The organism is Halomonas sp. BLK-85, from assembly GCF_044792155.1.
In the GTDB taxonomy this organism is placed as follows: Bacteria; Pseudomonadota; Gammaproteobacteria; order Pseudomonadales; family Halomonadaceae; genus Vreelandella.
In genome coordinates, this window is sequence record NZ_CP087731.1 from 376,233 (window position 1) to 399,611 (window position 23,379).

17 protein-coding genes are annotated in these 23,379 nt (G+C 57.2%); 12 read left to right on the forward strand and 5 right to left on the reverse strand.

Annotated elements, in window-relative coordinates; all coding sequences use genetic code 11:
- Positions 1–62: 62 nt before the first annotated feature.
- Complete coding sequence (gene acnA, locus LL947_RS01675) at positions 63–2,798, reverse strand: aconitate hydratase AcnA (protein ID WP_499833752.1); 2,736 nt, start codon at positions 2,796–2,798, stop codon at positions 63–65.
- 324 nt (positions 2,799–3,122) lie between these two features.
- Between acnA and trxB the strand changes: the two genes are divergently transcribed.
- Positions 3,123–4,073 (forward strand): thioredoxin-disulfide reductase, encoded by a 951-nt coding sequence (gene trxB, locus LL947_RS01680; RefSeq protein WP_290823130.1) that lies wholly within the window; start codon positions 3,123–3,125, stop codon positions 4,071–4,073.
- A 19-nt stretch (positions 4,074–4,092) separates the two neighbouring features.
- On the opposite strand, the gene LL947_RS01685 is transcribed toward trxB, so the two are convergent.
- Positions 4,093–4,605, reverse strand: a complete 513-nt coding sequence (locus LL947_RS01685; RefSeq protein ID WP_499833753.1) for a GspH/FimT family pseudopilin — start codon at positions 4,603–4,605, stop codon at positions 4,093–4,095.
- Between the two features lie 153 nt (positions 4,606–4,758).
- On the reverse strand, positions 4,759–5,064 hold the full coding sequence (locus tag LL947_RS01690; RefSeq protein WP_404415673.1) for a PP0621 family protein: 306 nt from the start codon (positions 5,062–5,064) through the stop codon (positions 4,759–4,761).
- Between the two features lie 113 nt (positions 5,065–5,177).
- Here LL947_RS01690 and LL947_RS01695 point away from each other — a divergent pair, with 113 nt between their 5' ends.
- Positions 5,178–6,812 carry an NAD+ synthase gene (locus LL947_RS01695; protein WP_290823127.1) on the forward strand — a complete coding sequence of 545 codons (1,635 nt, stop codon included), beginning with the start codon at positions 5,178–5,180 and terminating at the stop codon, positions 6,810–6,812.
- A gap of 83 nt (positions 6,813–6,895) precedes the next feature.
- Here LL947_RS01695 and LL947_RS01700 read toward each other — a convergent pair whose 3' ends face one another.
- The gene (locus LL947_RS01700) at positions 6,896–7,696 is read right to left on the reverse strand and encodes an outer membrane protein assembly factor BamD (RefSeq protein ID WP_290823126.1); all 801 of its coding nucleotides are present in this window, start codon (positions 7,694–7,696) and stop codon (positions 6,896–6,898) included.
- Between the two features lie 148 nt (positions 7,697–7,844).
- Between LL947_RS01700 and rluD the strand changes: the two genes are divergently transcribed.
- From rluD to ilvN, 5 genes are all read left to right on the forward strand, one after another.
- On the forward strand, positions 7,845–8,804 hold the full coding sequence (gene rluD / locus LL947_RS01705; protein ID WP_499833754.1) for a 23S rRNA pseudouridine(1911/1915/1917) synthase RluD: 960 nt from the start codon (positions 7,845–7,847) through the stop codon (positions 8,802–8,804).
- A gap of 9 nt (positions 8,805–8,813) precedes the next feature.
- Positions 8,814–9,569, forward strand: a complete 756-nt coding sequence (gene pgeF / locus LL947_RS01710; RefSeq protein ID WP_499833755.1) for a peptidoglycan editing factor PgeF — start codon at positions 8,814–8,816, stop codon at positions 9,567–9,569.
- 116 nt (positions 9,570–9,685) lie between these two features.
- Positions 9,686–12,289: an ATP-dependent chaperone ClpB gene (gene clpB / locus LL947_RS01715; protein ID WP_290823123.1), complete on the forward strand. Its 2,604-nt coding sequence runs from the start codon at positions 9,686–9,688 to the stop codon at positions 12,287–12,289.
- Between the two features lie 464 nt (positions 12,290–12,753).
- On the forward strand, positions 12,754–14,478 hold the full coding sequence (locus LL947_RS01720; RefSeq protein ID WP_290823122.1) for an acetolactate synthase 3 large subunit: 1,725 nt from the start codon (positions 12,754–12,756) through the stop codon (positions 14,476–14,478).
- Complete coding sequence (gene ilvN / locus LL947_RS01725) at positions 14,478–14,969, forward strand: acetolactate synthase small subunit (RefSeq protein WP_290823121.1); 492 nt, start codon at positions 14,478–14,480, stop codon at positions 14,967–14,969. The genes LL947_RS01720 and ilvN overlap by 1 nt, the downstream gene beginning before the upstream one ends.
- Before the next feature lie 112 nt (positions 14,970–15,081).
- Here ilvN and recN read toward each other — a convergent pair whose 3' ends face one another.
- Positions 15,082–16,755 carry a DNA repair protein RecN gene (gene recN / locus LL947_RS01730; protein WP_499833756.1) on the reverse strand — a complete coding sequence of 558 codons (1,674 nt, stop codon included), beginning with the start codon at positions 16,753–16,755 and terminating at the stop codon, positions 15,082–15,084.
- Between the two features lie 245 nt (positions 16,756–17,000).
- Between recN and grpE the strand changes: the two genes are divergently transcribed.
- The 5 genes from grpE to carA all read left to right on the forward strand — a co-directional run bounded on the left by grpE (position 17,001) and on the right by carA (position 23,372).
- Positions 17,001–17,633: a nucleotide exchange factor GrpE gene (grpE, locus tag LL947_RS01735; protein WP_290823119.1), complete on the forward strand. Its 633-nt coding sequence runs from the start codon at positions 17,001–17,003 to the stop codon at positions 17,631–17,633.
- A gap of 142 nt (positions 17,634–17,775) precedes the next feature.
- Entirely contained in the window at positions 17,776–19,704 is a 1,929-nt protein-coding gene (gene dnaK, locus LL947_RS01740) for a molecular chaperone DnaK (RefSeq protein ID WP_499833757.1), read from the forward strand.
- Positions 19,705–19,831: 127 nt separating this feature from the next.
- Positions 19,832–20,989: a molecular chaperone DnaJ gene (dnaJ, locus tag LL947_RS01745; protein WP_290823117.1), complete on the forward strand. Its 1,158-nt coding sequence runs from the start codon at positions 19,832–19,834 to the stop codon at positions 20,987–20,989.
- A gap of 104 nt (positions 20,990–21,093) precedes the next feature.
- Complete coding sequence (dapB, locus tag LL947_RS01750) at positions 21,094–21,909, forward strand: 4-hydroxy-tetrahydrodipicolinate reductase (RefSeq protein ID WP_404415691.1); 816 nt, start codon at positions 21,094–21,096, stop codon at positions 21,907–21,909.
- A gap of 317 nt (positions 21,910–22,226) precedes the next feature.
- Positions 22,227–23,372, forward strand: a complete 1,146-nt coding sequence (gene carA, locus LL947_RS01755; protein ID WP_499834357.1) for a glutamine-hydrolyzing carbamoyl-phosphate synthase small subunit — start codon at positions 22,227–22,229, stop codon at positions 23,370–23,372.
- Positions 23,373–23,379 lie beyond the last annotated feature (7 nt).

A 23,379-nucleotide genomic window follows, 5' to 3' on the forward strand; every position in this document is an offset into this window, starting at 1 on the left:
TGCTATATACAAAAAAGCCCCCACAGGTGTGGGGGCGAGGCGAGCATTGGTTGGTTTCCCTATCAGGCTGCGCCAATCATCTTGCGCAACACGTAATGAAGGATACCACCATGGCGGTAGTACGCCAGCTCATTTAGGGTATCAATACGACACTTGGCGTCAACGCTACGCTCTCCTTCAGCGTTTTTGATGATCACCTTGACACTGCCGCCCGGGCTAAGGTCGCTCAAGCCGGCAATGGAAATTTCTTCGTCGCCGGTCAGGCCGAGCGTTTTCCGGCTTTCACCTTCCGGGAACTGCAGCGGAACCACGCCCATGCCGATCAGGTTGGAACGGTGAATGCGCTCAAAGGATTCAGCGATGACCGCGCGAACGCCGAGCAGGCGTGTCCCCTTGGCTGCCCAGTCGCGAGAAGAGCCGGTGCCATATTCCTTGCCAGCAATCACCACCAGCGGCGTGCCGGCATCCTGATACTTCATGGCGGCATCATAAATGGCCATCTGTTCGCCACTGGGGACGTGGCGTGTTTCACCACCCACGACGCCATCCAGCATCTCATTTTGGATCCGCACGTTGGCAAAGGTGCCACGCATCATGACTTCATGATTCCCCCGCCGTGAACCGTAGGAGTTGAAGTCTACCGGCTCGACGCCATTTTCCTGCAGGTAGCGTCCTGCGGGACTATCCGGTTTGATAGCACCAGCAGGGGATATATGGTCTGTGGTCACAGAATCCCCCAGAACGGCCAGGACGCGAGCGTCCTTGACGTCCTCAATGGCATCCGGTTCGCGGCCCATACCCTCAAAGAAAGGCGGGTGCTGGATATAGGTGGAAGCGGGCCACTGGTAAACCTTGCTCTCCGAGACCTTGATAGCCTTCCAGGTGTCATCGCCTTCAAAGACTGCGCCGTACTCCTTGCGGAACATGGCCGTATTGACTTTCTCGACGGCAGCCGCAATTTCGGCCTGGCTCGGCCAGATATCCTTCAGGTATACCGGGTTGCCCTGCTTATCGTTGCCGAGTGGGTCATGGGTCAGGTCACACTGGACGTTACCCGCCAGCGCATACGCCACTACCAGGGGCGGTGATGCCAGCCAGTTGGTCTTGACCAGCGGATGTACCCGACCTTCGAAGTTACGGTTACCTGACAGCACCGAGGCAACGGTCAGATCGCCATCAGAGACGGCCTTTTCAATTTCCTCTGGCAGTGGGCCGGAGTTACCGATACAGGTGGTGCAGCCATAGCCGACCAGATTAAAGCCGAGGGCATTGAGATCATCGCTGAGGTTGGCTGCTTCCAGGTAGTCGGTCACCACCTTGGAGCCAGGCGCCAATGACGTTTTTACCCAGGGCTGGGTGACCAGGCCCTTCTCGAGCGCCTTGCGCGCCAGAAGCCCCGCCGCCATCATCACGCTGGGGTTGGAGGTGTTGGTGCAGGAGGTGATGGCCGCAATCACCACAGCGCCTGGGTCAAGTTTGAAATCCTGACCCTTGAAGGAAACGGCCTGGCTGTCCGAGTGTTCGTAGCTGCGGTCAACTCCGACGGCTGTCTGGCCACCTTCTGAGGCCAGCTTGCCAACTGTCTGCGGCTCTTCTGTCTTGCCGTCATCTTCCATTACCTTGGCAAAGGCTGCCGGCATGTTTTTCAGTTCGACCCTGTCCTGTGGGCGTTTAGGCCCGGCTAGGCTGGCTTCAACCTCGTTCATGTCCAGATGCAGGGTGTCGGTGAAAATGGGCTCGTCACCGGGCTCGCGCCAAAGCCCCTGAGCCTTGCTGTAGGCTTCCACCAGCGCCACCTGGGCGTCTTCGCGGCCGGTCAGGCGCAGGTAGTTGAGCGTTTCGTCATCCACCGGGAAAAAACCACAGGTAGCGCCATATTCGGGTGCCATGTTGGCAATGGTCGCACGGTCAGCCAGCGGAAGGTCCTTGAGGCCGTCACCGTAGAACTCCACAAACTTGCCGACCACGCCTTTTTTACGCAGCATCTCGGTGACTGTGAGTACCAGGTCAGTGGCGGTGATGCCTTCGCGCAGCTTGCCGGTCAGCTTGAAGCCAATCACTTCGGGAATCAGCATCGATACCGGCTGGCCGAGCATGGCTGCTTCAGCTTCAATACCGCCAACCCCCCAGCCCAGCACACCCAGACCATTGATCATGGTGGTGTGTGAGTCTGTGCCGACAAGGGTATCGGGGTAGGCCAGGGTGGCGCCGTCGACGTCCTTGGTCCAGACAGTCTTGCCCAGGTATTCCAGGTTGACCTGGTGGCAGATACCTGTGCCGGGGGGAACAACGCTGAAATTATCGAAAGCCTTCTGGCCCCAGCGCAGAAATTCGTAACGTTCGCGGTTACGTTGCATCTCGATATCAACGTTGTCCTGGAAGGCGGTAGGATTACCGAACTTGTCGACCATGACCGAGTGGTCAATGACCAGGTCAACCGGCGATAGCGGATTGATACAGGCCGGGTCCTCGCCCAGTTTCTCGACGGCTGCTCGCATGGAGGCAAGGTCAACCACGCCAGGCACGCCGGTAAAATCCTGCATCAATACACGGGCCGGGCGGTAACCGATTTCACGGCTGGATTTACCTTCCTGCTGCCAGTCCACCAGGGCTTGCATATCTTCCGAGGAAACGCTTTCATCGTCTGCGTTACGTAGCTGGTTTTCGAGAAGAATCTTGAGGGTCTTGGGCAAGCGGTCGATGTTACCTAGTGCATCAGCGGCAAGGGAGAGGCTATGGTAATGATACGTATGAGAATCAACGTCAAGCGCTTGTAGCGTTTCGGGAATCTTGCTCATTATGGGCTCCTTCTCATTCAACGGTTCGGCTCTGGACTGTTTTGCAGTGCGGCGATCTGTGCCTTTCGTCGGTACCTCAAACAGGGTTGTATAATAGATTGGGCTGGCTATAAGTGAGGTAGCATAGCGTTATTACGTCATCCTTATCCTTATATTAATAGCATAGATACAAATGGGTTGTGAGGATGTCCCTTGGCGCTTTCAAGAGAACGTCCGGTTATTTCAGGAGATTTTGCCTCGCAGCCGTTGGCGTTCAGTTGTGTCTCAGGCAGACTGCCCGTCTCGTTCCTAGCATGATCACTGTTGAAACTAAAAGGTAACTGTATGCAAACGCGTCATGAACGCTTGATTATTCTTGGCTCCGGCCCGGCAGGGTACACAGCCGCCGTTTATGCGGCGCGTGCTAACCTCAAGCCACTGTTGATTACCGGGATGCAGGCGGGGGGGCAGCTGACGACGACCACGGATGTTGATAACTGGCCGGGTGATGCTGAAGGTGTGCAGGGGCCTGAACTGATGGAACGCATGAAACAGCACGCCGAGCGCTTTAATACCGAGGTGTTGTTTGACCATATTCATGAGGTCACGTTAGGCGAAAAGCCGTTCACGCTCAAGGGCGACAATGGTGTATACACCTGTGATGCCCTGATTATTGCCACTGGGGCGAGTGCGCGTTATCTGGGTCTGGAATCGGAGCAGAAATTCATGGGGCAGGGGGTTTCCGCCTGTGCCACCTGTGATGGGTTCTTTTATCGTAACCAGGAAGTCGTCGTTGTCGGCGGGGGAAACACAGCGGTAGAAGAAGCCCTGTATCTTGCCAATATTGCCTCCAAGGTCACTCTGGTTCACCGCCGTGATAGCCTGCGTGCCGAAAAGATCCTGCAGGACAAGCTGTTCGAGAAGGTAGCGTCAGGCAACATGGCTGTAGAGTGGTTCTATGAAGTTGACGAAGTGTTAGGCGACAACACGGGTGTCACCGGCGTGCGCGTTAAATCCACCCAGGATGGCTCAACCAAGGAAATTCATGCGCCTGGCCTGTTTGTTGCCATCGGTCATAGCCCGAATACCGGCATTTTTGAAGGTCAGCTGGCCATGAATGGCGGCTACATCAAGGTTAATTCAGGCCTTGACGGCAATGCCACGGCGACCAGCGTGCCGGGTGTGTTCGCCAGTGGCGATGTCATGGACCATGTCTACCGTCAGGCGATTACCTCGGCAGGTACTGGCTGCATGGCGGCGCTGGATGCTGAACGCTATCTTGATGGCCTGGGTTGAGGGTGACAGACATGGACGTTTAAAGGCAGTCATGCGCCTGGTCATCCAGGCGCAGCCTGCCGTATTGGCTAAGTACCAGGGTGTTGCCGGTCTCGGCCCCGGTGGGACAGATGTGAAAGCGGCCGTTATATCCCTTGCTGAACCCCAGAGGGTTAAACTTGACCGCTTTGCGATGTGCTTCCCGGGTATAGCGGATTCTGGTTGAGGGTAGGGCGGGCACGATTCGCACGATGTCGTCCTGTTCAACACTACGATGTTGATCGCCCATTATTACCAGTATGTCACCATGCCAGCCGTTCAGGCAGACATTGCGGGACTGATTGGTCGCACAGACGCTGACGCTGGTTTGCTCACTGATGGCCAGTTGGCGGGCAAAGGCTAGCGTGCTGTAGAGATGGTTAATTGCTGCCGTGCGTGCATTACGCTCACTGAAGGCAGAAAAACCGGGCAAGCTGAGCAGCGTCAACACACTGACCAGGGCAGCGACCACCAGCACTTCCAGCAGAGTGAACCCTTGTGAAACGGGCTGCATACTCGAATCCTCGGCAGACAGCGTCTGCACCTCCGATAATCCTTTACTTCAGACTAGAGGTCGGGGGGCGTTGCGCTGTCAGCCGATGCCGGCATCTTTGTAAGATATTTCTTAATTAAGTGAAATCGTAATAACCAGGCGCGTCACCAGCGATCAGTGTTTGTCATCGTGCGAGGTGTCCTCGGGCGGCGTTGAGGTATTCAGGTCACGTTGCTCTTGCAGGAAGCGGTCACGGTGCGCCCCTGAACAGAACCAATGCTGCTGATCGCGAAGTGCTTCGTCTTCCGGCACGTGCACGTCACACCATTTACAGCGCACCATCTGGCCGCCATCACTGCGATCAGGCTGATGATCCAGCGTTTCCTGGTCAAGTTTCCATTGTCGGTACATGCCGTAAAGTTTCAGGCCGGCAAAAAACAGCACGGCAAAAATAATCAAGCGAATGATCAAGAGATTCATCCTGTGTGGCTCCTCAATGTTGGCGCTACCTTTGCCACACGGTGGTGCTTGCGTGACAATAGGCACAACAAGCGCCCCTGTGATTTAACGATTCTCAAGAGATTTAAACGCCCATGCAAGACTTAACGCTGGTCATGGCCCAACTTGACCCCCTGGTAGGCGATATTCCCGGTAATGCGGCGCGTGCAATTGAAGCTGTGCGCGAGGCGCGTATAGAACATGGCGCGGATATCGTGGTCTTTCCCGAGCTGTTTTTGTCCGGTTATCCACCGGAGGATCTGTTATTACGGCCTTCAATGGAGACACGTCTGCGCGAGGCTCGGGCATTGATGGCTGAAAAAGTGTCGCGCGACGTTCTGGTGATTATCGGTTATCCCGGCGTCCGCGAAGGGGCTCGCTATAATCTGGCAGGCTTACTGTATAACGGTCAATGGGAAGCTGAATATGCCAAGCAGGCGCTGCCCAATTATCAGGTCTTTGATGAGCAACGCTACTTTGCCCCGGGTCATGAAGCTCTGGTATACGAGCATAAGGGCGCCAGGCTTGGGCTCCTGATTTGTGAAGACCTGTGGGAAGGCACACCGGTGAAAGCAGCTTGTGCGGCCGGGGCTGAAGTGCTGATCACGCTGAACGCTTCACCTTATCATCAGGACAAGCCAGACGAACGTCTGCGTTTGCTGGAGCAGCGAGCGGTCGAGGCGCAGCGTCCGATTGTCTACGTCAATACCGTTGGTGGCCAAGATGAGCTGGTCTTTGACGGTGGTTCGGGCTGTGTTGATGCCAGCGGCCAGCTCAGGGTGCTGGCGCCTTATTGGCAGGCCGGTCTGATGCCCGTGCAATTCCTTCAGCAAAGCGCTGATCAATGGGTGCCGCAACCCGGGGAGAGGGAAGAGAGTTCGACAGCAGAAGAGAGCCTCTACTGTGCGCTGGTCACCGGGGTACGTGACTATGTCAACAAGAGCGGCTTCAAGGGGGTGGTGATAGGGTTGTCAGGTGGCATTGATTCCGCCCTGACGCTGGCGATTGCCGTGGATGCCCTTGGCCCGCAGCGTGTACAGGCGGTGATGATGCCCTATCACTACACGGCGGATATCTCTCGTCAGGATGCTGCCGAACAGGCCGAGTTACTCGGTGTCCATTATGAGATCATGCCGATCGAGCCTATGGTGGAGGCCTTTATGGGCACCCTGGCCGAAAGCTTCGCGGGTACTGACCAGGACACCACCGAGGAAAACCTGCAGTCCCGCTGCCGGGGTGTGCTCTTGATGGCGATTTCCAACAAGAAAGGCCTGATGGTGCTGACCACCGGCAACAAGAGTGAAATGGCCGTCGGTTACGCCACTCTCTACGGCGACATGGTGGGCGGATATAACGCGCTCAAGGATGTCTATAAAACCTGGGTCTACCGCCTGGCGCGCTGGCGTAACCAGGAATCGCTGGCCGTGCCCGAACGGGTGATCGAACGCCCACCCAGCGCGGAGTTGGCCCCGGATCAGCAGGACAGCGACTCCTTGCCGGATTACGACACCCTGGATGCCATTCTGATGCGCTATATCGAAGGGGATATGAGTGCCGAAGCGATTATCGACGCCGGCTTTGCACGCGAGGCTGTATACCAGGTCGTCAAACTGGTAGACCGCTGCGAGTACAAGCGTCGCCAGGCACCGGTTGGCGTGCGGGTAACGCCCAGAGGCTTCGGGCGCGACCGTCGCTACCCCATCGTCAACGGCTGGCAGCCGGGGGAATAAGCCATACAGTTAGTGACAACCAAAAAGCGCCCTTACTGAAGGGCGCTTTTGTTTCTATTGACGTGACTCAGTTATTGCCGACATCAAAGATGCTTGGGGGAAAAGCGATTGCCGTCAAGCTGGGCATGGTCAGGGTTGTTGTTACGCAATACCTCCAGCACTTCCTCAACACGGTCATCCATTCCCAGACCCATGTATCCCTCAATCATGGCGGCCAGAGCGTCTTCAGAGGCATTGGAGGACGGATAGTTCTCCACTACCCAGCGGCCACGCTCAACCGCAGCCACATAGGCCCCACGGCGCAGGTAGTAATCGGCGACATGCAGTTCGTGGCGGGCAAGCAGTTCACGGAGGTAGAGAATGCGCTGCTGGGCATCGGCGGCGTATTCGCTATTCGGGTAGCGCTGGATCAGCTCGCGGAAATCGTTGTAGGCATCGCGGGTGGCGCCCACATCGCGTTTGGAGATATCAATCAGGCGCAGGCGTTCCAGGCTGAAACGGCCGGCCTGCCAGGCCGACAGCCCGCGAATGTAATAGGCGTAATCGACGTCGGGGTGATCCGGGTGCAGGCGGATAAAGCGGCTGGCGGCCGCGCGGGCTTCTTCCCAGTTGCTATTTTCGTAATAGGCGTAGATAAGCTCGATCTGAGCCTGCTCGGCATGGACACCAAACGGGAAGCGGGTGTCCAGCGCTTCCAGGCGCTCAATCGCGGTAGGCAATATATTACGGTCCAGTGCATCCCGAGCGCTTTCATACAGCTCACGTTCCGCGAGCGCATCATATTGACCTTCTTCTTCTGCAGTATCATTGCTGGCACAGCCTGCCAGAAAGGCCAGGCTGAGCGCGAGCGCTGCGAATCGGGTAGCGGCAGAAAAAACGCGCATGGTTATCCTCGTGACAATCAGGCCGTTGACGCCAAAAAGCGCAAGCGGCCATGGTAGAATAGATTTTCGTTGCCCCACTATAAATCACCTTGGCAAAAAACGCAGGCGTAAAGCGCAATGCGCAGCAGGTGACAAGAAAGGAACCGTTATGTCCCGCACTGTTGAAGCCTCCTTGCCGGTGCCAGCCTCGCTTGCTGGCAGCCGTTTAGACCAAGCGGCCGCTGAGCTGTTCAGTGATTATTCACGCGAGCGCCTGAAAGCATGGATCAATGCGGGAGATCTCACCGTTGATGGCCATAAGGTAAAGCCTAAAACCCGTCTGCATGGTGAAGAAGTGTTAAGTCTGAGCGCTGTGCTTGAGGAAGAAGGTCGCTTTGAGGCGCAGGATATTCCACTGGACATTGTGTTCGAAGATGACGATGTCCTGGTGCTTAACAAGCCTGCCGGTAGGGTCGTTCATCCGGCAGCAGGCAATCCTGACGGCACCCTGCTGAATGCGCTGCTGCATCATGAATCGTCGCTTGGGCAGGTGCCGCGTGCCGGAATCGTGCACCGCCTGGATAAGGATACTACCGGCCTGATGATGGTGGCCAAGAACCTGCCGGCCCAGGCCCACCTTGTCGAGCAGCTGCAAGCGCGCTCGGTATCGCGCCAATATGATGCGGTGGTGATTGGCACGCCGGTTTCCGGCGCTACTGTGGATGCCCCCATTGGGCGTCACCCCAAGGACCGCAAGCGTCAGGCGGTGACGGCTTCCGGCAAGCCAGCGGTGACCCATTATCGTGTGGTTGAGCGTTTTCGTGCCCACACCCATGTGCGCTGCCAGCTGGAAACCGGGCGCACCCATCAGATTCGTGTGCACATGGCCCATGCCCGCTACCCTCTGATCGGTGACCCGCTCTATGGCGGTCGCCCCAAGTTACCCCCCGGGGCCGCCGAGGCACTCAAAGATATTCTGCGTGAGTTTCCTCGCCAGGCGCTGCATGCGCGCAAACTGAGCTTTATCCACCCGCGTTCGGGTGACGCCATGAGCTTTCGCGCAGCGTTGCCGGATGATTTACTGATGCTGCTGGACTACCTGCGTGAAGATCACGCCACCATGCGTTAAGGAGCCTGCATGAGCGATGCCATTGACCTGCGCCCTTCCCTGATCATGCCGGACTGGCCGGCGCCTGCCAACGTGGGCGCCTTCGTGACGACCCGTGAGACAGGGCCAAGTCAGGGAGACTTCGCGGCGTTCAATCCTGCCGACCACGTCGGAGACAACCCGGATCATGTGGCGCTTTGTCGTCGATTGCTACGCAAGGAAATCGGCGATGACCGCCCCTTGCTGTGGCTCAACCAGACCCATGGCGCCTGGGTGCAGCAGGATTTTCAGGCGTCACCGCCAAACGCGGATGCGGCCCTGGCGACCAAGCAGGATTATGCCTGTGTGGTGCTGACCGCTGACTGCCTGCCGGTGATGTTCTGCGACCGCGCGGGAACCCGTGTCGCTATCGCCCATGCCGGGTGGCGAGGCCTGGCCGGCGGTGTGTTGGAAGCCACAGTGGCGGCGATGAATACGCCTGCCGATGAGCTTCTGGTCTGGTTGGGGCCAGCCATTTCCACGGCTCAGTTTGAAGTGGGGCCTGAGGTCTATGATGCCTTTGTGGCTGTCCAGCCTGAGGCGGAGGAAGCCTTTGATCATAGCCCCTACCGCATGGGTCACCGCATGGCAGATCTTTATAAACTGGCACGACTGCGACTGGAGGCGCTCGGGGTGAGTAACTTTAGTGGCGGGCACTTCTGCACAGCCTGTGAGTCACGTTTTTACTCCCATCGTCGCGATGAAGGACGCACCGGCCGCATGGCCAGTGTGATCTGGCTGCGTTAACAAATATTGCCAGGGCGACTTGAAAATATTCCCGCCAAGCACCATTTCCTCTCTCAAGTCAAGACAAAAGGGTCAAGCGATGCGTCCTAAGGCATCGCCATCCCGGGAGGAATATGATGCGATTCGATAAATTTACCGCCAAGTTACAAAATGCCATTGCTGATGCTCAATCCCTGGCCGTGGGCCGTGGGCATAATCAGCTGGAACCCGCCCACCTGCTGTTCACTCTGTTGGACAATCGCGACACCGGCCTGAAGGCGTTGGTACAGAAAGCGGGTGGCGATGCTGCCCGTTTGCGGGACGGCCTCACTCATCAGCTGGATGACCTGCCCAAGGTCAGCCAGTTCGATGGCGAAGTGCAACCATCGCGTGAGCTGATCAAGCTGTTCAACCTCACTGACCGCGAAGCCCAGCAGCGGGGCGATCAGTTCATTGCCTCTGAGCTGGTGCTGTTGGCAGCCCTGGAGATGAACCAGGCGCTGGCCAAGCTGCTGAAAGACGCAGGGCTGACGCGTAAGAGCCTGACAACTGCCATCGACCAACTACGCGGTGGTGATTCGGTTGACGACCCTAATGCTGAAGACCAGCGCGAGGCTTTGAACAAATACACGCTGGATCTGACCCAGCATGCACTGGACGGCAAACTGGACCCAGTGATTGGCCGCGATGATGAAATACGTCGCACTGTGCAGGTATTGCAACGCCGCACCAAGAATAACCCGGTGCTGATTGGTGAGCCAGGTGTGGGTAAGACGGCCATTGTTGAGGGGCTGGCCCAGCGTATTGTCAACGGCGAAGTGCCGGAAGGGCTCAAGGACAAACGCGTGCTATCCCTGGATATGGGCTCGCTGCTGGCCGGTGCCAAGTTTCGCGGTGAATTTGAGGAGCGTTTGAAGGCGGTACTCAAGGAGCTTTCCCAGGAAGAAGGGCGGGTCATCCTGTTTATTGATGAGCTGCATACCATGGTGGGCGCTGGTAAGGCTGAAGGCGCCATGGATGCGGGCAATATGCTTAAACCTGCGCTGGCGCGGGGCGAGTTGCACTGCGTGGGCGCGACGACGCTGGACGAATATCGCCAATACATTGAAAAAGACGCGGCCCTTGAGCGCCGCTTCCAGAAGGTGATGGTCGACGAACCCAGTGAAGAAGATACGGTGGCAATTCTGCGCGGCCTCAAGGAACGCTATGAGGTTCACCACGGAGTGGATATCACTGATTCGGCGATCATTGCCGCTGCCAAACTGTCGACACGTTACATTACGGATCGCCAGCTGCCGGACAAGGCCATTGACCTGATTGATGAAGCGGCCTCGCGGATTCGTATGGAGCTGGATTCCAAGCCGGAAGAAATGGATCGCCTTGATCGCCGTCTGATCCAGCTCAAGATGGAGCGTGAGGCGCTCAAGAAAGAAACTGACGATGCCTCGAAAAAACGTCTTGAGGCTCTGGATCAGCATATTCATGAGCTGGAACGGGAATACGCCGATCTGGATGAAATCTGGAAAGCAGAAAAAGCCAGTATTCAGGGGGCCGCCCAGTTCAAGGCCGAGCTGGAACAGGCGCGTATTGACCTTGAACAGGCACGACGTCAGGGCGATCTGGGCCGGATGTCGGAAATCCAGTACGGCAAGATTCCCGAGCTGGAGAAAAAGATTGCCGAAAGCAATGAGGGGGAAGCGACGGATACGGCCAGCCATCAGCTGTTGCGCTCCAATGTGACCGAGGAAGAGATTGCCGAAGTGGTCTCGCGCTGGACAGGTATTCCGGTCAACAAGATGCTTGAAGGTGAGCGCGATAAACTGCTGCGCATGGAAGAGGCCTTGCATGAGCGCGTCATCGGTCAGGATGAAGCCGTCGAGGCAGTCGCCAACGCGGTGCGCCGTTCCCGGGCAGGGCTGTCTGATCCGAACCGGCCCAACGGTTCCTTCCTGTTCCTTGGCCCGACCGGTGTGGGTAAGACGGAGCTTTGCAAGTCCTTGGCCAACTTCCTGTTTGATACCGAAGAAGCCATGGTACGTATCGATATGTCCGAGTTCATGGAGAAACACTCCGTGGCTCGCCTGATCGGTGCCCCGCCGGGCTACGTCGGCTATGAAGAAGGCGGTTACCTGACCGAAGCGGTGCGCCGCAAGCCGTATTCTGTCCTGTTGCTCGATGAAGTCGAGAAAGCTCACCCGGATGTGTTCAACATCCTGTTGCAGGTGCTGGAAGATGGTCGTCTGACCGATGGGCAGGGGCGGACAGTGGATTTCCGCAATACGGTGATCGTCATGACCTCGAATATGGGCTCGGACATCATTCAGCGCATGGGCGGTGATGTGAGTGCTGACAAGGACAGTGACTATGAGGCAATGAAAAACGCTGTCATGGAGGTGGTGGGCAACCATTTCCGGCCTGAATTGATCAACCGTATCGATGAGGTCGTGGTCTTCCATGCCCTGGGTCAAGCGCAGATTCAGGCCATCGCCGGCATCCAGCTTGAGCGTCTGCAGGATCGTCTGGCCGAGCACGACCTGCGTCTGGAACTCAGCGATGAAGCCCTGGCACAGCTTGCCGTGGTGGGCTTTGATCCGGTGTTCGGGGCGCGGCCGCTCAAGCGCGCGATCCAGAGCCGAATCGAGAATCCGCTGGCGCAGTCACTACTGGCTGGCAAGTTTGCACCGGGCAGTGTGATTCGCGTTAGTGCTGAAGAGGGTGAACTGGCGTTCAGCACCGAGTAACACAGCGTTCCTTTGCCGGGCTATGCCTGAACGTGAATGATAATAACCCCGCCTGACCATGGTCAGGCGGGGTTTTTTGTGGGGGTGTCATGCATGCATAGCGGTTCTTTGGTTGCAGAGTCAGTAAAGAGTCGGGTTTACAGGTTGACAGTCAGGATGTGCTGATAGAATCTTGTGGGTTCCTGATTTGCGGACGCGGCATCAACGGGCAACCCCCAATCCCCGCGTGAAGGGTAGGCTTTAGCCTTTACCCGCCGAAGGACTTCCGGGTTTGAGCTAACCGCTCAACCTGGCCAATGCCCCGACGCAGCGACCTGCTGCGATGAGAGTGCAGACCCTAACCGGGTCTTATTGCCAGGGTTTGGCATCAGGTGCCGGCGTAACCGGCAGCGGCATATCGCCGCACTCGACACGGCAGGCATGGGCCTGTTGATGGCACTCGAGACCTCTAGGGGAGATACACAGTGGAATTGCTTTCCGGCGCAGACATGATCGCCCGTTCCTTGCAGGATGAGGGCGTTGAATATATCTATGGTTATCCCGGGGGCGCAGCGTTGCATATTTATGATGCGCTGTTCCGTCAGGACAAAGTCAAACATATCCTGGTACGCCATGAGCAGGCGGCAACCCATGCCGCTGACGGTTATGCGCGCGCAGCAGGAAAACCCGGCGTAGTGCTGGTGACGTCAGGCCCGGGTGCTACCAATGCGGTGACCGGTATCGCGACCGCCTACATGGATTCGATTCCCATGGTGGTGCTTTGCGGACAGGTCATGAGCCACCTGATTGGTGATGATGCTTTTCAGGAAACTGACATCATCGGTGTGACGCGCCCGATCGTGAAGCATAGCTTTGCGATCAGGCACCCTTCGGAAATTCCCGAAGTCATTAAAAAGGCCTTCCATCTGGCAGCCACGGGTCGCCCGGGGCCGGTCGTGATTGATATTCCCAAGGATATGACCGCGCCCACCGAACGTTATGAGTACGTCTACCCGAAAAAGGTCAAGATGCGCTCCTACAATCCGATGACCCGCGGTCATACCGGCCAGATCAAGAAAGCCGTGGACATGATCCTCAAGGCCAAGCGTCCGGTTTTTTACACCGGCGGTGGCGTGGTCACAGGCAAGGCCAGCGAAGGCTTGACCAGTCTGGTCAAACAGTTGGGCTATCCGATTACCACCACCCTGATGGGCATTGGTGCCTTCCCGCAGGGCGACGATCAGTGCCTGGGCTGGTTGGGTATGCATGGCTCCTATGAATCCAATATGGCCATGCATCACGCCGACCTGATTGTGGCGATCGGAGCGCGCTTTGATGACCGTGTGACCAATAACACGTCGAAGTTCTGCCCGACGGCCAAGATCATCCATGTCGATGTGGATCCCAGTTCGGTGTCCAAGACGGTGCGTGCGGATGTGCCTATTGTTGGCCCGGCCTCAAGCGTCATCAACGAGATGATCAGCCTGGTTCAGGGTAAGGAAATTGCCAATCCGGAAGCGGTTAGCGCCTGGTGGCAGCAGATCAATGATTGGCGTGCCGAGCGAGAAGGCAAGCTTTATGAGCCTTCCAAACCGGGTGAAGTGCTCAAGCCGCAGGAAGTCGTTGAAGCGCTGTGCCGTGTGACCCGTGGTGAAGCCTTTGTGACCACGGATGTCGGCCAGCACCAGATGTTTGCTGCCCAGTACTACAAGTTCGAGAAGCCCAACCGCCTGATTACCTCGGGTGGTCTGGGTACCATGGGCTTTGGTTTCCCGGCGGCCATGGGTATCAAGCAGAGCTACCCGGACGATGATGTGGTATGCGTGACCGGGGAAGGTAGCTTCCAGATGATGATGCAGGAGCTGTCGACCTGTAAGCAGTACGGCATCGGGGTGAAGATTGTTAACATCAACAATGCTTCCTTGGGAATGGTGCGCCAGTGGCAGGACCTGAACTACAAGTCCCGTCACGCCAATTCCTATATGGAATCATTGCCTGATTTCCACCTGCTGATTGAGGCCTATGGCTTTACCGCCATTACCGTCAGAACTCTGGACGAGTTGGATGAAGCGCTGGAACGTACCTTCGCCGACAAACACGAACTGGTGTTCCTGGATGTCATGGTTGACCCCCATGAGCACGTCTATCCAATGCAGGTTCCGCTGGGTTCCATGCGTGACATGTTACTGTCTAAAACGGAGCGTACCTGATGCGTCATATCATCTCGATTCTGATGGAGAACGAACCGGGTGCTCTGTCGCGTGTGGTCGGCCTGTTCTCTCAGCGTAACTTCAACATTGAAACGCTGAATGTTGCCCCGACGGAAGACCCTTCGCTGTCGCGCCTGACGGTCACAACAGTGGGTGATGACCGGGTGATCGAGCAGATCACCAAGCATCTCAATAAGTTGATTGATGTGGTGAAGCTGGTTGACCTGACTGAAGGTAACCACATCGAGCGAGAGCTGATGCTGGTCAAGGTCAAGGCTATCGGCGCTGCCCGCGATGAGGTCAAACGTACGGCAGACATCTTTCGTGCCCAGGTGGTGGATGTCACCCCTAATCTTTACACGGTTCAGATTACCGGTGATGCCGTCAAGCTGGATGCGTTTCTGCAGGCCATGGCGCCGGTCGGTATTCTGGAGGTGGCGCGTACCGGTGTGTCCGGAATTGCCCGCGGAGACAAGGTGCTGTCGCTTTAAACCAGCGTTATCGATAGCTGGGCCTGACCACGTCAGGCCCTTACATTAAAACGCCCGCCCGTTCTGAACGGTGCGGGCGTTTTTTCTCATGCGGGGCGTCAGGGAAAGCCCTTCAGTGGGGCGGGTGCTGGCTGGCGTTAAGCATTTCCCGGGCATGAGCCAGGGTCTGTTCAGACAGGTTGACGCCTCCCAGCATGCGGGCCAGTTCGCTGATGCGGCCACTTTCATCCAGCAGGGCCATATTGGTCAGGGTGGTATTGCGTTTGGCGCGCTTTTCAATATGCAGATGCTGGTGCGCCTGGGCGGCTACCTGGGGCAGGTGGGTCACCGTCATCACCTGGCCGTTTGTACCCAGTTTGCGCAGCAACTGACCGACAATTTCTGCGGTAGCGCCGGAAACACCGACATCCACTTCATCAAATATCAGGCTGGGAATGGTGGAATGGCTGGCCGCCACCACCTGGATCGCCAAGCTCACCCGGGACAGCTCACCCCCAGAGGCTACCTTGGCCAAGGGGCGTGCCGGCTGGCCAGGGTTGGCGCTGATCAGGAACTGTACCCGATCCAGCCCTTCAGGCGCAGGTGTTTCTCGCGCCTGCAGGGCCACCTCAAAGTGGGCTTTGTCCATGGCCAGAAAAGCGAGTTGCTGTTGAACTTCCTTGCCCAGCTTGAATGCGGCTTTCTTGCGCGCCTCGTTGAGCGCTCTGGCCTGCTGGCGATAGCGTTCGCGAAGTTCGTCGGCTTTTGCTCCCAGCGCATCCAGATCATTGTCGCTGGTATCCAGCTGATCAAGTGTCGCCATCAGCTGTTGGTGAAAGGCATAGAGTTCTTCCGGGGTAATGTGATGCTTACGCGCCAGGCGGTGAATATCACCCAGGCGATCCTCCACATAGGACAGCCTGGCGGGGTCAAGTTCGGTGTGGCCGGCCAGGCGTGAAAGTTCGCTGGTAGCTTCCTCGATCTGGATCTGTGCGTCGCCAAGCAGGTTGAGTGTATTGGCCAGCGCGCCTTTGTCGCTGCCAGGCAGCGCACTCAAACGCTGATGCGCTTGATGTAACAGGTTTAGGGCACCACCTTCGTCACTGGCACAGCATTCGGTGGCAAACTCGGTTTCACGCAGGATTTCATCGGCATGAGCCAGTTGCAGCTGCTCTTCCTCCAGTTGAGGAAGCTCGTCCTCTTCCAGGCCCAGTTGGTCAAGCTCTTCTACCTGGTAGCGCAGCAGTTGGCGCTTGGCTTCAATCTCGCTGCCCGCTTCACTGAGTTCTTTGAGACGTCGCCGAGTACGCTGCCAGGCACGGAAGGTCTCGGTCAGGACGCTAACATCAGCGTTGAGGCCTGCGTAATCATCCAGCAGTGCCAAGTGGGTTTCTTCCCGCATCAATGCCTGATGAGCATGCTGGCCGTGAATCTGAATCAGGTGCTCACCCAGCGACTTGAGGTCGGTGATGGTGGCTGGCTGGCCGTTAATCCATGCCTTGGAGCGCCCGTTGGCGGTAATTACGCGCCGCAGCAAGCACTCGTCGTCGCTCAGCTCGCGGTCGGCAAGCCAGGCTTGTGCAGCAGGCAGATGATGTATGTCGAAGCGCGCGGAAAGGTCAGCGCGCTCGCGGCCATGGCGAACGCTGCCTGCATCTGCCCGTTCGCCCAGGCACAGCCCCAGAGCACCCAGCAGAATCGATTTCCCGGCACCGGTTTCCCCGGTGATGGCGGTCATTCCTCCGCACAGTTCCAGTTCAAGATGGTCGACGATGGCGAAGTCCTGTATCGCGAGCTGGGTCAGCATGCTTTCCTCCCGGCGCCTGGGCAGATCAAGGATGACGGATGACTGGATACACATCCAATTATTGTTGTTTTATACAGTAGCTGATGATGCGCTTCAATGCCATCTCTTCACGTTCGGCTCTTGAGATGAGCGCTATGGCCCCCATATACCCTGCAAACCATCGGGTCAGTGCATGTTTTAAGACTCATATTCAAGACCCGGTTTTCAAGTCCCCGTTTTTAGACCCAGCTTTGTAGGAGTATCCCATGGCCAAAGAACCACAAACCCCGCTTGATGATGAGTTGGCTCGCCACGAGCAGGAGTCCGAGTCCCCTGAGCAGGAAGCCGAAGAGCGCCTGGCTGAGGGGGAACTTGAAAACCTGATTGATGATGAGGGCGGTACCGTCGAGACGGCTGACGAAAATCCGGAAGCCCAGGTCCTGGCCGCTCAGGTAGAAGAGCTTGAGCAGAGCCTGGCCGAGGCCAAGGATCAAGCGTTACGCGCGGCTGCAGAAGCGCAGAACGTCCGTCGGCGCGCCGAACAGGAAGCAGAGAAAGCACGTAAGTTCGCACTGGAAAAATTCATCAAGGAACTGCTGCCCGTGGTGGATAGCCTTGAGAAAGCGCTGGAAACCATGCAGGAAGAGGCCTCAGAAGTTCACCGTGAAGGTGTTTCCATGACGCTTAAAATGCAGATGGATGTACTTAACAAGTTCGGTGTTGAGGTGATCGAGCCCCACGGTGAACCCTTTGACCCGCAGGTGCATGAGGCCATGACCATGGTACCTAACCCTGATCTGGAGCCGAATACCGTGATGGACGTGATGCAGAAGGGGTATCTCCTGAATGGCCGTCTGGTGCGTCCGGCAATGGTGGTGGTAAGCCAAAAAGCAGGATAACCAAGCGAAAGGGCCCTTGAAATGCAGTTTGTGGCCCCCAAATAGAAGAGCAACCAGGCGGTATGGCTATTCTTCAGCCGCCGCTATTACTCAGACGACATTTTTGTCATCCGTTTCCAAATACGAATTCGAGGTTTCTACTATGGGACGCATTATTGGTATTGACCTGGGCACCACCAACTCTTGTGTGGCAGTGCTCGACGGCGATAGCGCCAAGGTCATCGAAAACGCAGAAGGCGGCCGTACGACGCCGTCCATCATCGCCTATACAGACGACGGCGAAACACTGGTCGGCCAGGCCGCCAAGCGCCAGGCAGTGACCAACCCGGAAAACACCCTGTACGCTATCAAGCGTCTGATCGGCCGCCGTTTCAAGGATGATGTCGTTCAGAAAGACATCAAAATGGTGCCTTACAAGATCACTGAAGCCGATAACGGTGATGCCTGGGTCGATGTAAAAGACAAAAAGATGGCGCCGCCGCAGGTCAGCGCGGAAGTCCTCAAGAAAATGAAGAAAACTGCCGAAGACTATCTCGGCGAAGAAGTGACTGAAGCAGTCATTACCGTTCCGGCTTACTTCAATGACAGCCAGCGCCAGGCTACCAAGGATGCCGGTCGCATTGCCGGTCTTGAAGTCAAGCGCATCATCAACGAGCCGACGGCTGCTGCACTGGCCTATGGCATGGACAAGTCACGCGGTGACAAGACCATCGCGGTTTACGACCTGGGTGGCGGTACTTTCGATATTTCGATTATCGAAGTCGCTGATGTTGACGGCGAAACCCAGTTTGAAGTGTTGGCGACCAACGGTGACACCTTCCTGGGTGGCGAGGATTTTGATCTCGCGCTGATCAACTATCTGGTCGACCAGTTCAAGGCTGACAGTGGAATGGACCTGTCCGGCGACAATCTGGCCATGCAGCGCCTGAAAGAAGCCGCCGAGAAAGCCAAGATCGAGCTTTCAAGCGCTCAGCAGACTGATGTCAATCTGCCATACATCACGGCAGACAACACCGGGCCCAAGCACCTGAACGTCAAGGTGACCCGCGCCAAGCTGGAATCCCTGGTGGAAGATCTGGTTCAGCGTTCGCTCGAGCCCTGCAAGGTCGCTCTGAAAGACGCTGGCCTGTCTGCAGGTGATGTGGATGAGGTGATTCTGGTCGGTGGCCAGACGCGTATGCCACAGGTTCAGCAGAAAGTGGCTGACTTCTTTGGTAAGGACGCTCGCAAGGACGTCAACCCGGATGAAGCCGTGGCTGTCGGTGCGGCGATCCAGGGTGGTGTTCTGGGCGGTGACGTCAAGGACGTACTGCTGCTCGACGTCACGCCGCTGACCCTGGGTATCGAAACCATGGGCGGCGTAATGACCCCGCTGATCGAGAAAAACACCACCATCCCGACCAAGAAGACGCAAACCTTCTCCACGGCAGATGACAACCAGACTGCGGTCACCATCCACGTAGTACAGGGTGAACGCAAGCAGGTGTCGCAGAACAAATCACTGGGCCGTTTCGACCTGGCTGATATTCCGCCGGCACCGCGCGGTGTGCCGCAGATCGAGGTGGCCTTTGATCTCGATGCCAACGGTATCCTGAACGTGTCTGCCAAAGACAAGGCGACCAACAAGGAGCAGTCGATTGTCATCAAGGCGTCCAGCGGTCTGACCGATGACGAGATCGAGCAGATGGTGCGCGACGCTGAAGCTCACGCGGACGAAGATAAGAAGTTCGAAGAGCTGGTGCAGCTGCGTAACCAGGCAGACAGCATGATTCATGCCACACGCAAGACGCTGACTGAAGCAGGCGACAAGGCAACCGATGACGAGAAACAGGCTATCGAGGCCGCTATCGGCGAGCTTGAAGAAGCCGTCAAGGGTGACGATCAGGACGATATCCAGAAGAAACTGGATACACTGACGGAAGCCTCCGGTCAGCTGGCGCAGAAGATGTACGCCGAGCAGGCTGAAGCCGCGCAGCAGGCAGAGGGTGACGACGCCGAGAACGCCAAGCCGGAAGAAGACGTGGTTGACGCCGAGTATGAAGAAGTCAACGACGACAAGAAAAAGCAGTAAACACCCTCTTTCTGTCAAGGAAAGCGGTGACGCGGGAGATTACTCCCGCGTTGCTGTTTCCGGTCATGACGTTTGAATGAATGCGTAGCTAATCAGAATGTATAGCTAACCAGGAGGCGTAGGACCCATGTCCAAGCGCGATTATTATGAAGTCCTGGGGGTCGATAAAGGGGCCGATCAGAAAGAGATCAAAAAGGCCTACCGCCGCCTGGCCCAGAAATATCACCCCGATCGAAACCCTGACGATAACACGTCGGCTGAAAAATTCCGTGAAGTCTCGGAAGCCTACGAAGTGCTTACCGACAGTGAAAAACGCGCTGCCTATGACCAGTTTGGCCACGCCGGTGTCGATGGCCAGGGTGGCGGCTTTGGCGGCGGTGGCTTTGGCGGCGGTGGTGCCGGTGATTTCAGCGACATCTTCGGCGATGTGTTTGGTGATATTTTCGGCGGAGGTGGCGGTGGCCGTCGGCGCGGCCCCAATGCCCCGGCGCGTGGCTCCGATTTGCGCTACAACCTGGAGCTTGATCTGGAAAGCGCTGTGGCGGGCACCACGGTGGATATCCGGGTGCCACGCCATATCAACTGCGATCGCTGCGACGGTGATGGTGCCGAACCGGGCTCCAGCAAGGAAACCTGCCCCACCTGCCATGGCCATGGCCAGGTACGTATGCAGCAGGGCTTTTTTGCGGTTCAGCAGACATGCCCGACCTGTCACGGCAGTGGCCAGCACATTAAAGTGCCTTGCCATAAATGTAACGGTGAAGGCCGCGTGCGTGAGACCCGTACCCTGTCAGTCAAGATCCCGGCAGGTGTGGATACCGGTGACCGCATACGTCTGAACGGTGAGGGTGAAGCCGGTATTAATGGCGGCCCGCCGGGTGATCTGTATGTCCAGGCATCCATCAAACCGCACCACATCTTCCAGCGTGATGGCAAACACCTGCAATGTGATGTACCCATCAACTTTGTGGATGCAGCCCTGGGGGGCGAGCTCGAGGTGCCCACTCTGGATGGCCGCGTCAAGCTGAAGATTCCGCCGGAAACCCAGACCGGCAGGCTCTTCCGGCTGCGTGGCAAGGGCGTCAAGCCGGTACGCGGCGGTGCCCCCGGCGACCTGCTGTGCAAGGTGGTACTGGAAACCCCGGTCAACCTCAACGACGAGCAGAAAGATTTGCTTCGCCAGTTGCAGGAAAGTTTTGACGGTAGCAATAGCCACAGCCACTCGCCCAAGAAGACCGGTTTCTTCGACAGTGTGAAGAAGTTCTTTGAAGATATGAAACCCTAGGGTGTCAGGTGGATGTTAAACCCCCGGTGACTCGCGTCATCGGGGGTTTTGCTTTCTGGTATACTGGTTCTCATTTAATCCTCAAGGACACAACAGGAGTTTCCATGACCCGAATTGCCATTGTTGGCGTGGCTGGACGTATGGGCCGCACACTTGTTAATGCCGTGGAGCTGGACCCAGAAGCGACGCTGGCTGGCGGCGTGGTGGAGCCGGGAAGTTCGCTGGCCGGCGCTGATATCGGTGAGTTGGCGGGGGTAGGAAAGAAAGGGGTCGCCGCCGTGGATTCTCTGGCGGCACTGGCAGATGACGTCGAGGTGCTGATCGACTTCACCGCGCCTGAGGTTACCCTGGCGAACCTGGCGTACTGTGCCGAGCATGGCAAGCGGATGGTGATTGGTACCACGGGCATGAGTGATGAACAGATTGCCCAGCTGGATAGCTACCGTGAGCGAGTGCCCATGGTGTTTGCACCCAACATGAGCGTGGGGGTCAACCTGACGCTGAAACTTCTGGAAACCGCTGCCAGGGCGCTGGGTGATGAAGGTTATGATATTGAAGTTATCGAAGCGCACCACCGCCATAAAATAGATTCGCCCTCTGGCACGGCGATCAAGATGGGGGAAGTGGTGGCTGGGAGTATTGGTCGTACCCTCAAAGAGCACGGCGTGTTTGAACGGGTCGGACAGTGTGGTCCGCGTACTGATAAAGAGATCGGTTTTGCCACTGTGCGAGCGGGTGACATCGTCGGTGAGCACACCGTGATGTTTGCCACGGAAGGTGAGCGGATTGAAATTACCCACAAGGCTTCCAGTCGGATGACCTTTGCCAAGGGCGCCGTGCGCGCCGCCCGCTGGGTGGCGTCACAGCCTAACGGCCGCTACGACATGCAGGATGTGCTCGGGTTGGGCGTTGATGCCTGATGCGCCGTAGGGTGTCAAAGGCGATAGGGGCTAGCCGAATGGCCACAAAACCTGTAGTATTCCGAAAATTTTGCCTTGGTGGCGATTAGAGCACCTTGAGAGACAGCGCTTGTTGCGCTGGCCACATTCAGCGATGCCAGTAGCATGCAGCAGCACAGTGAAAAAACAACAAGCGGGATGAGACCGGTTTATTTAATCGGCTTCGTCCCGCTTTTTTACGACCCGATGGTTGCCCAGTCACCATTGTTATCAGATTGCCGAGCCTGCGCCTTGCGGCGCCTACCAGCATGGGAGGACTTGTCTTGAATAACCCCGCATTGAGCAAACCCGCAATATTGGCCCTGGAAGATGGCAGCGTATTTCACGGCACGGCGATCGGCGCCGAAGGAAAGACCAGCGGTGAGGTGGTGTTCAATACGGCCATGACCGGCTATCAGGAAATCCTTACCGACCCCTCCTATACCCGCCAGATCGTGACTCTGACCTATCCCCATATCGGCAACACCGGCGTTAACGCTGAAGACGTTGAATCTGGCGCCATTGCGGCGGCGGGGCTGGTGATTCGCGACTTGCCGCTGCTGGCCAGCAGCTTCCGCTCAGAGCAGACCCTGTCTGATTATCTGGTCAGCCAGAACGTACTGGGCATTGCCGATATTGATACGCGTCGATTAACCCGCATCCTTCGCGATAAAGGTGCCCAGAACGGGGCGATACTGGCGGGCGCAGACGCAGAGGGCGACGATGCGGTAGAGCGGGCATTGACCGCTGCCAAGGGGTTTCCTGGGTTGAAAGGGATGGACCTTGCAAAGGTGGTGTCCTGCCAGTCGCCCTATGAATGGCGCGAAGGTGAATGGACACTGGGTGAAGGTTATGCTGACACCTCACTCAGCGAACGCCCTTTCCATGTGGTGGCGTACGACTACGGCGTCAAGCGCAACATCCTGCGCATGTTGGCCTCTCGTGGCTGCCGCCTCAGCATAGTACCCGCACAGACGCCGTCTGCCGAGGTGCTGGCCATGCAACCGGACGGTATCTTTCTGGCTAACGGCCCGGGTGACCCGGAGCCCTGCGACTATGCTATCAAGGCTATTCAAGAGGTGCTTGAGACAGAGATACCTGTCTTTGGCATCTGCCTGGGTCATCAGTTGCTGGCATTAGCGTCCGGCGCCAAAACCATCAAGATGAGTCACGGTCATCATGGTGCCAATCACCCGGTACAGGATCTGGATAGCGGGCGAGTCATGATTACCAGCCAGAACCATGGGTTTGCCGCCGATGAAGCCAGCCTGCCGGCTAACCTGCGCGCCACGCATCGTTCACTGTTTGATGGCACTCTTCAGGGGATCGAGCGTACCGACCGGCCGGCTTTCAGCTTTCAGGGCCATCCTGAAGCCAGCCCCGGTCCGCGCGATGTGGCGCCGCTGTTTGACCGCTTTGTCAGCATGATGCAGGCGCGTCGCTAACCGGCCA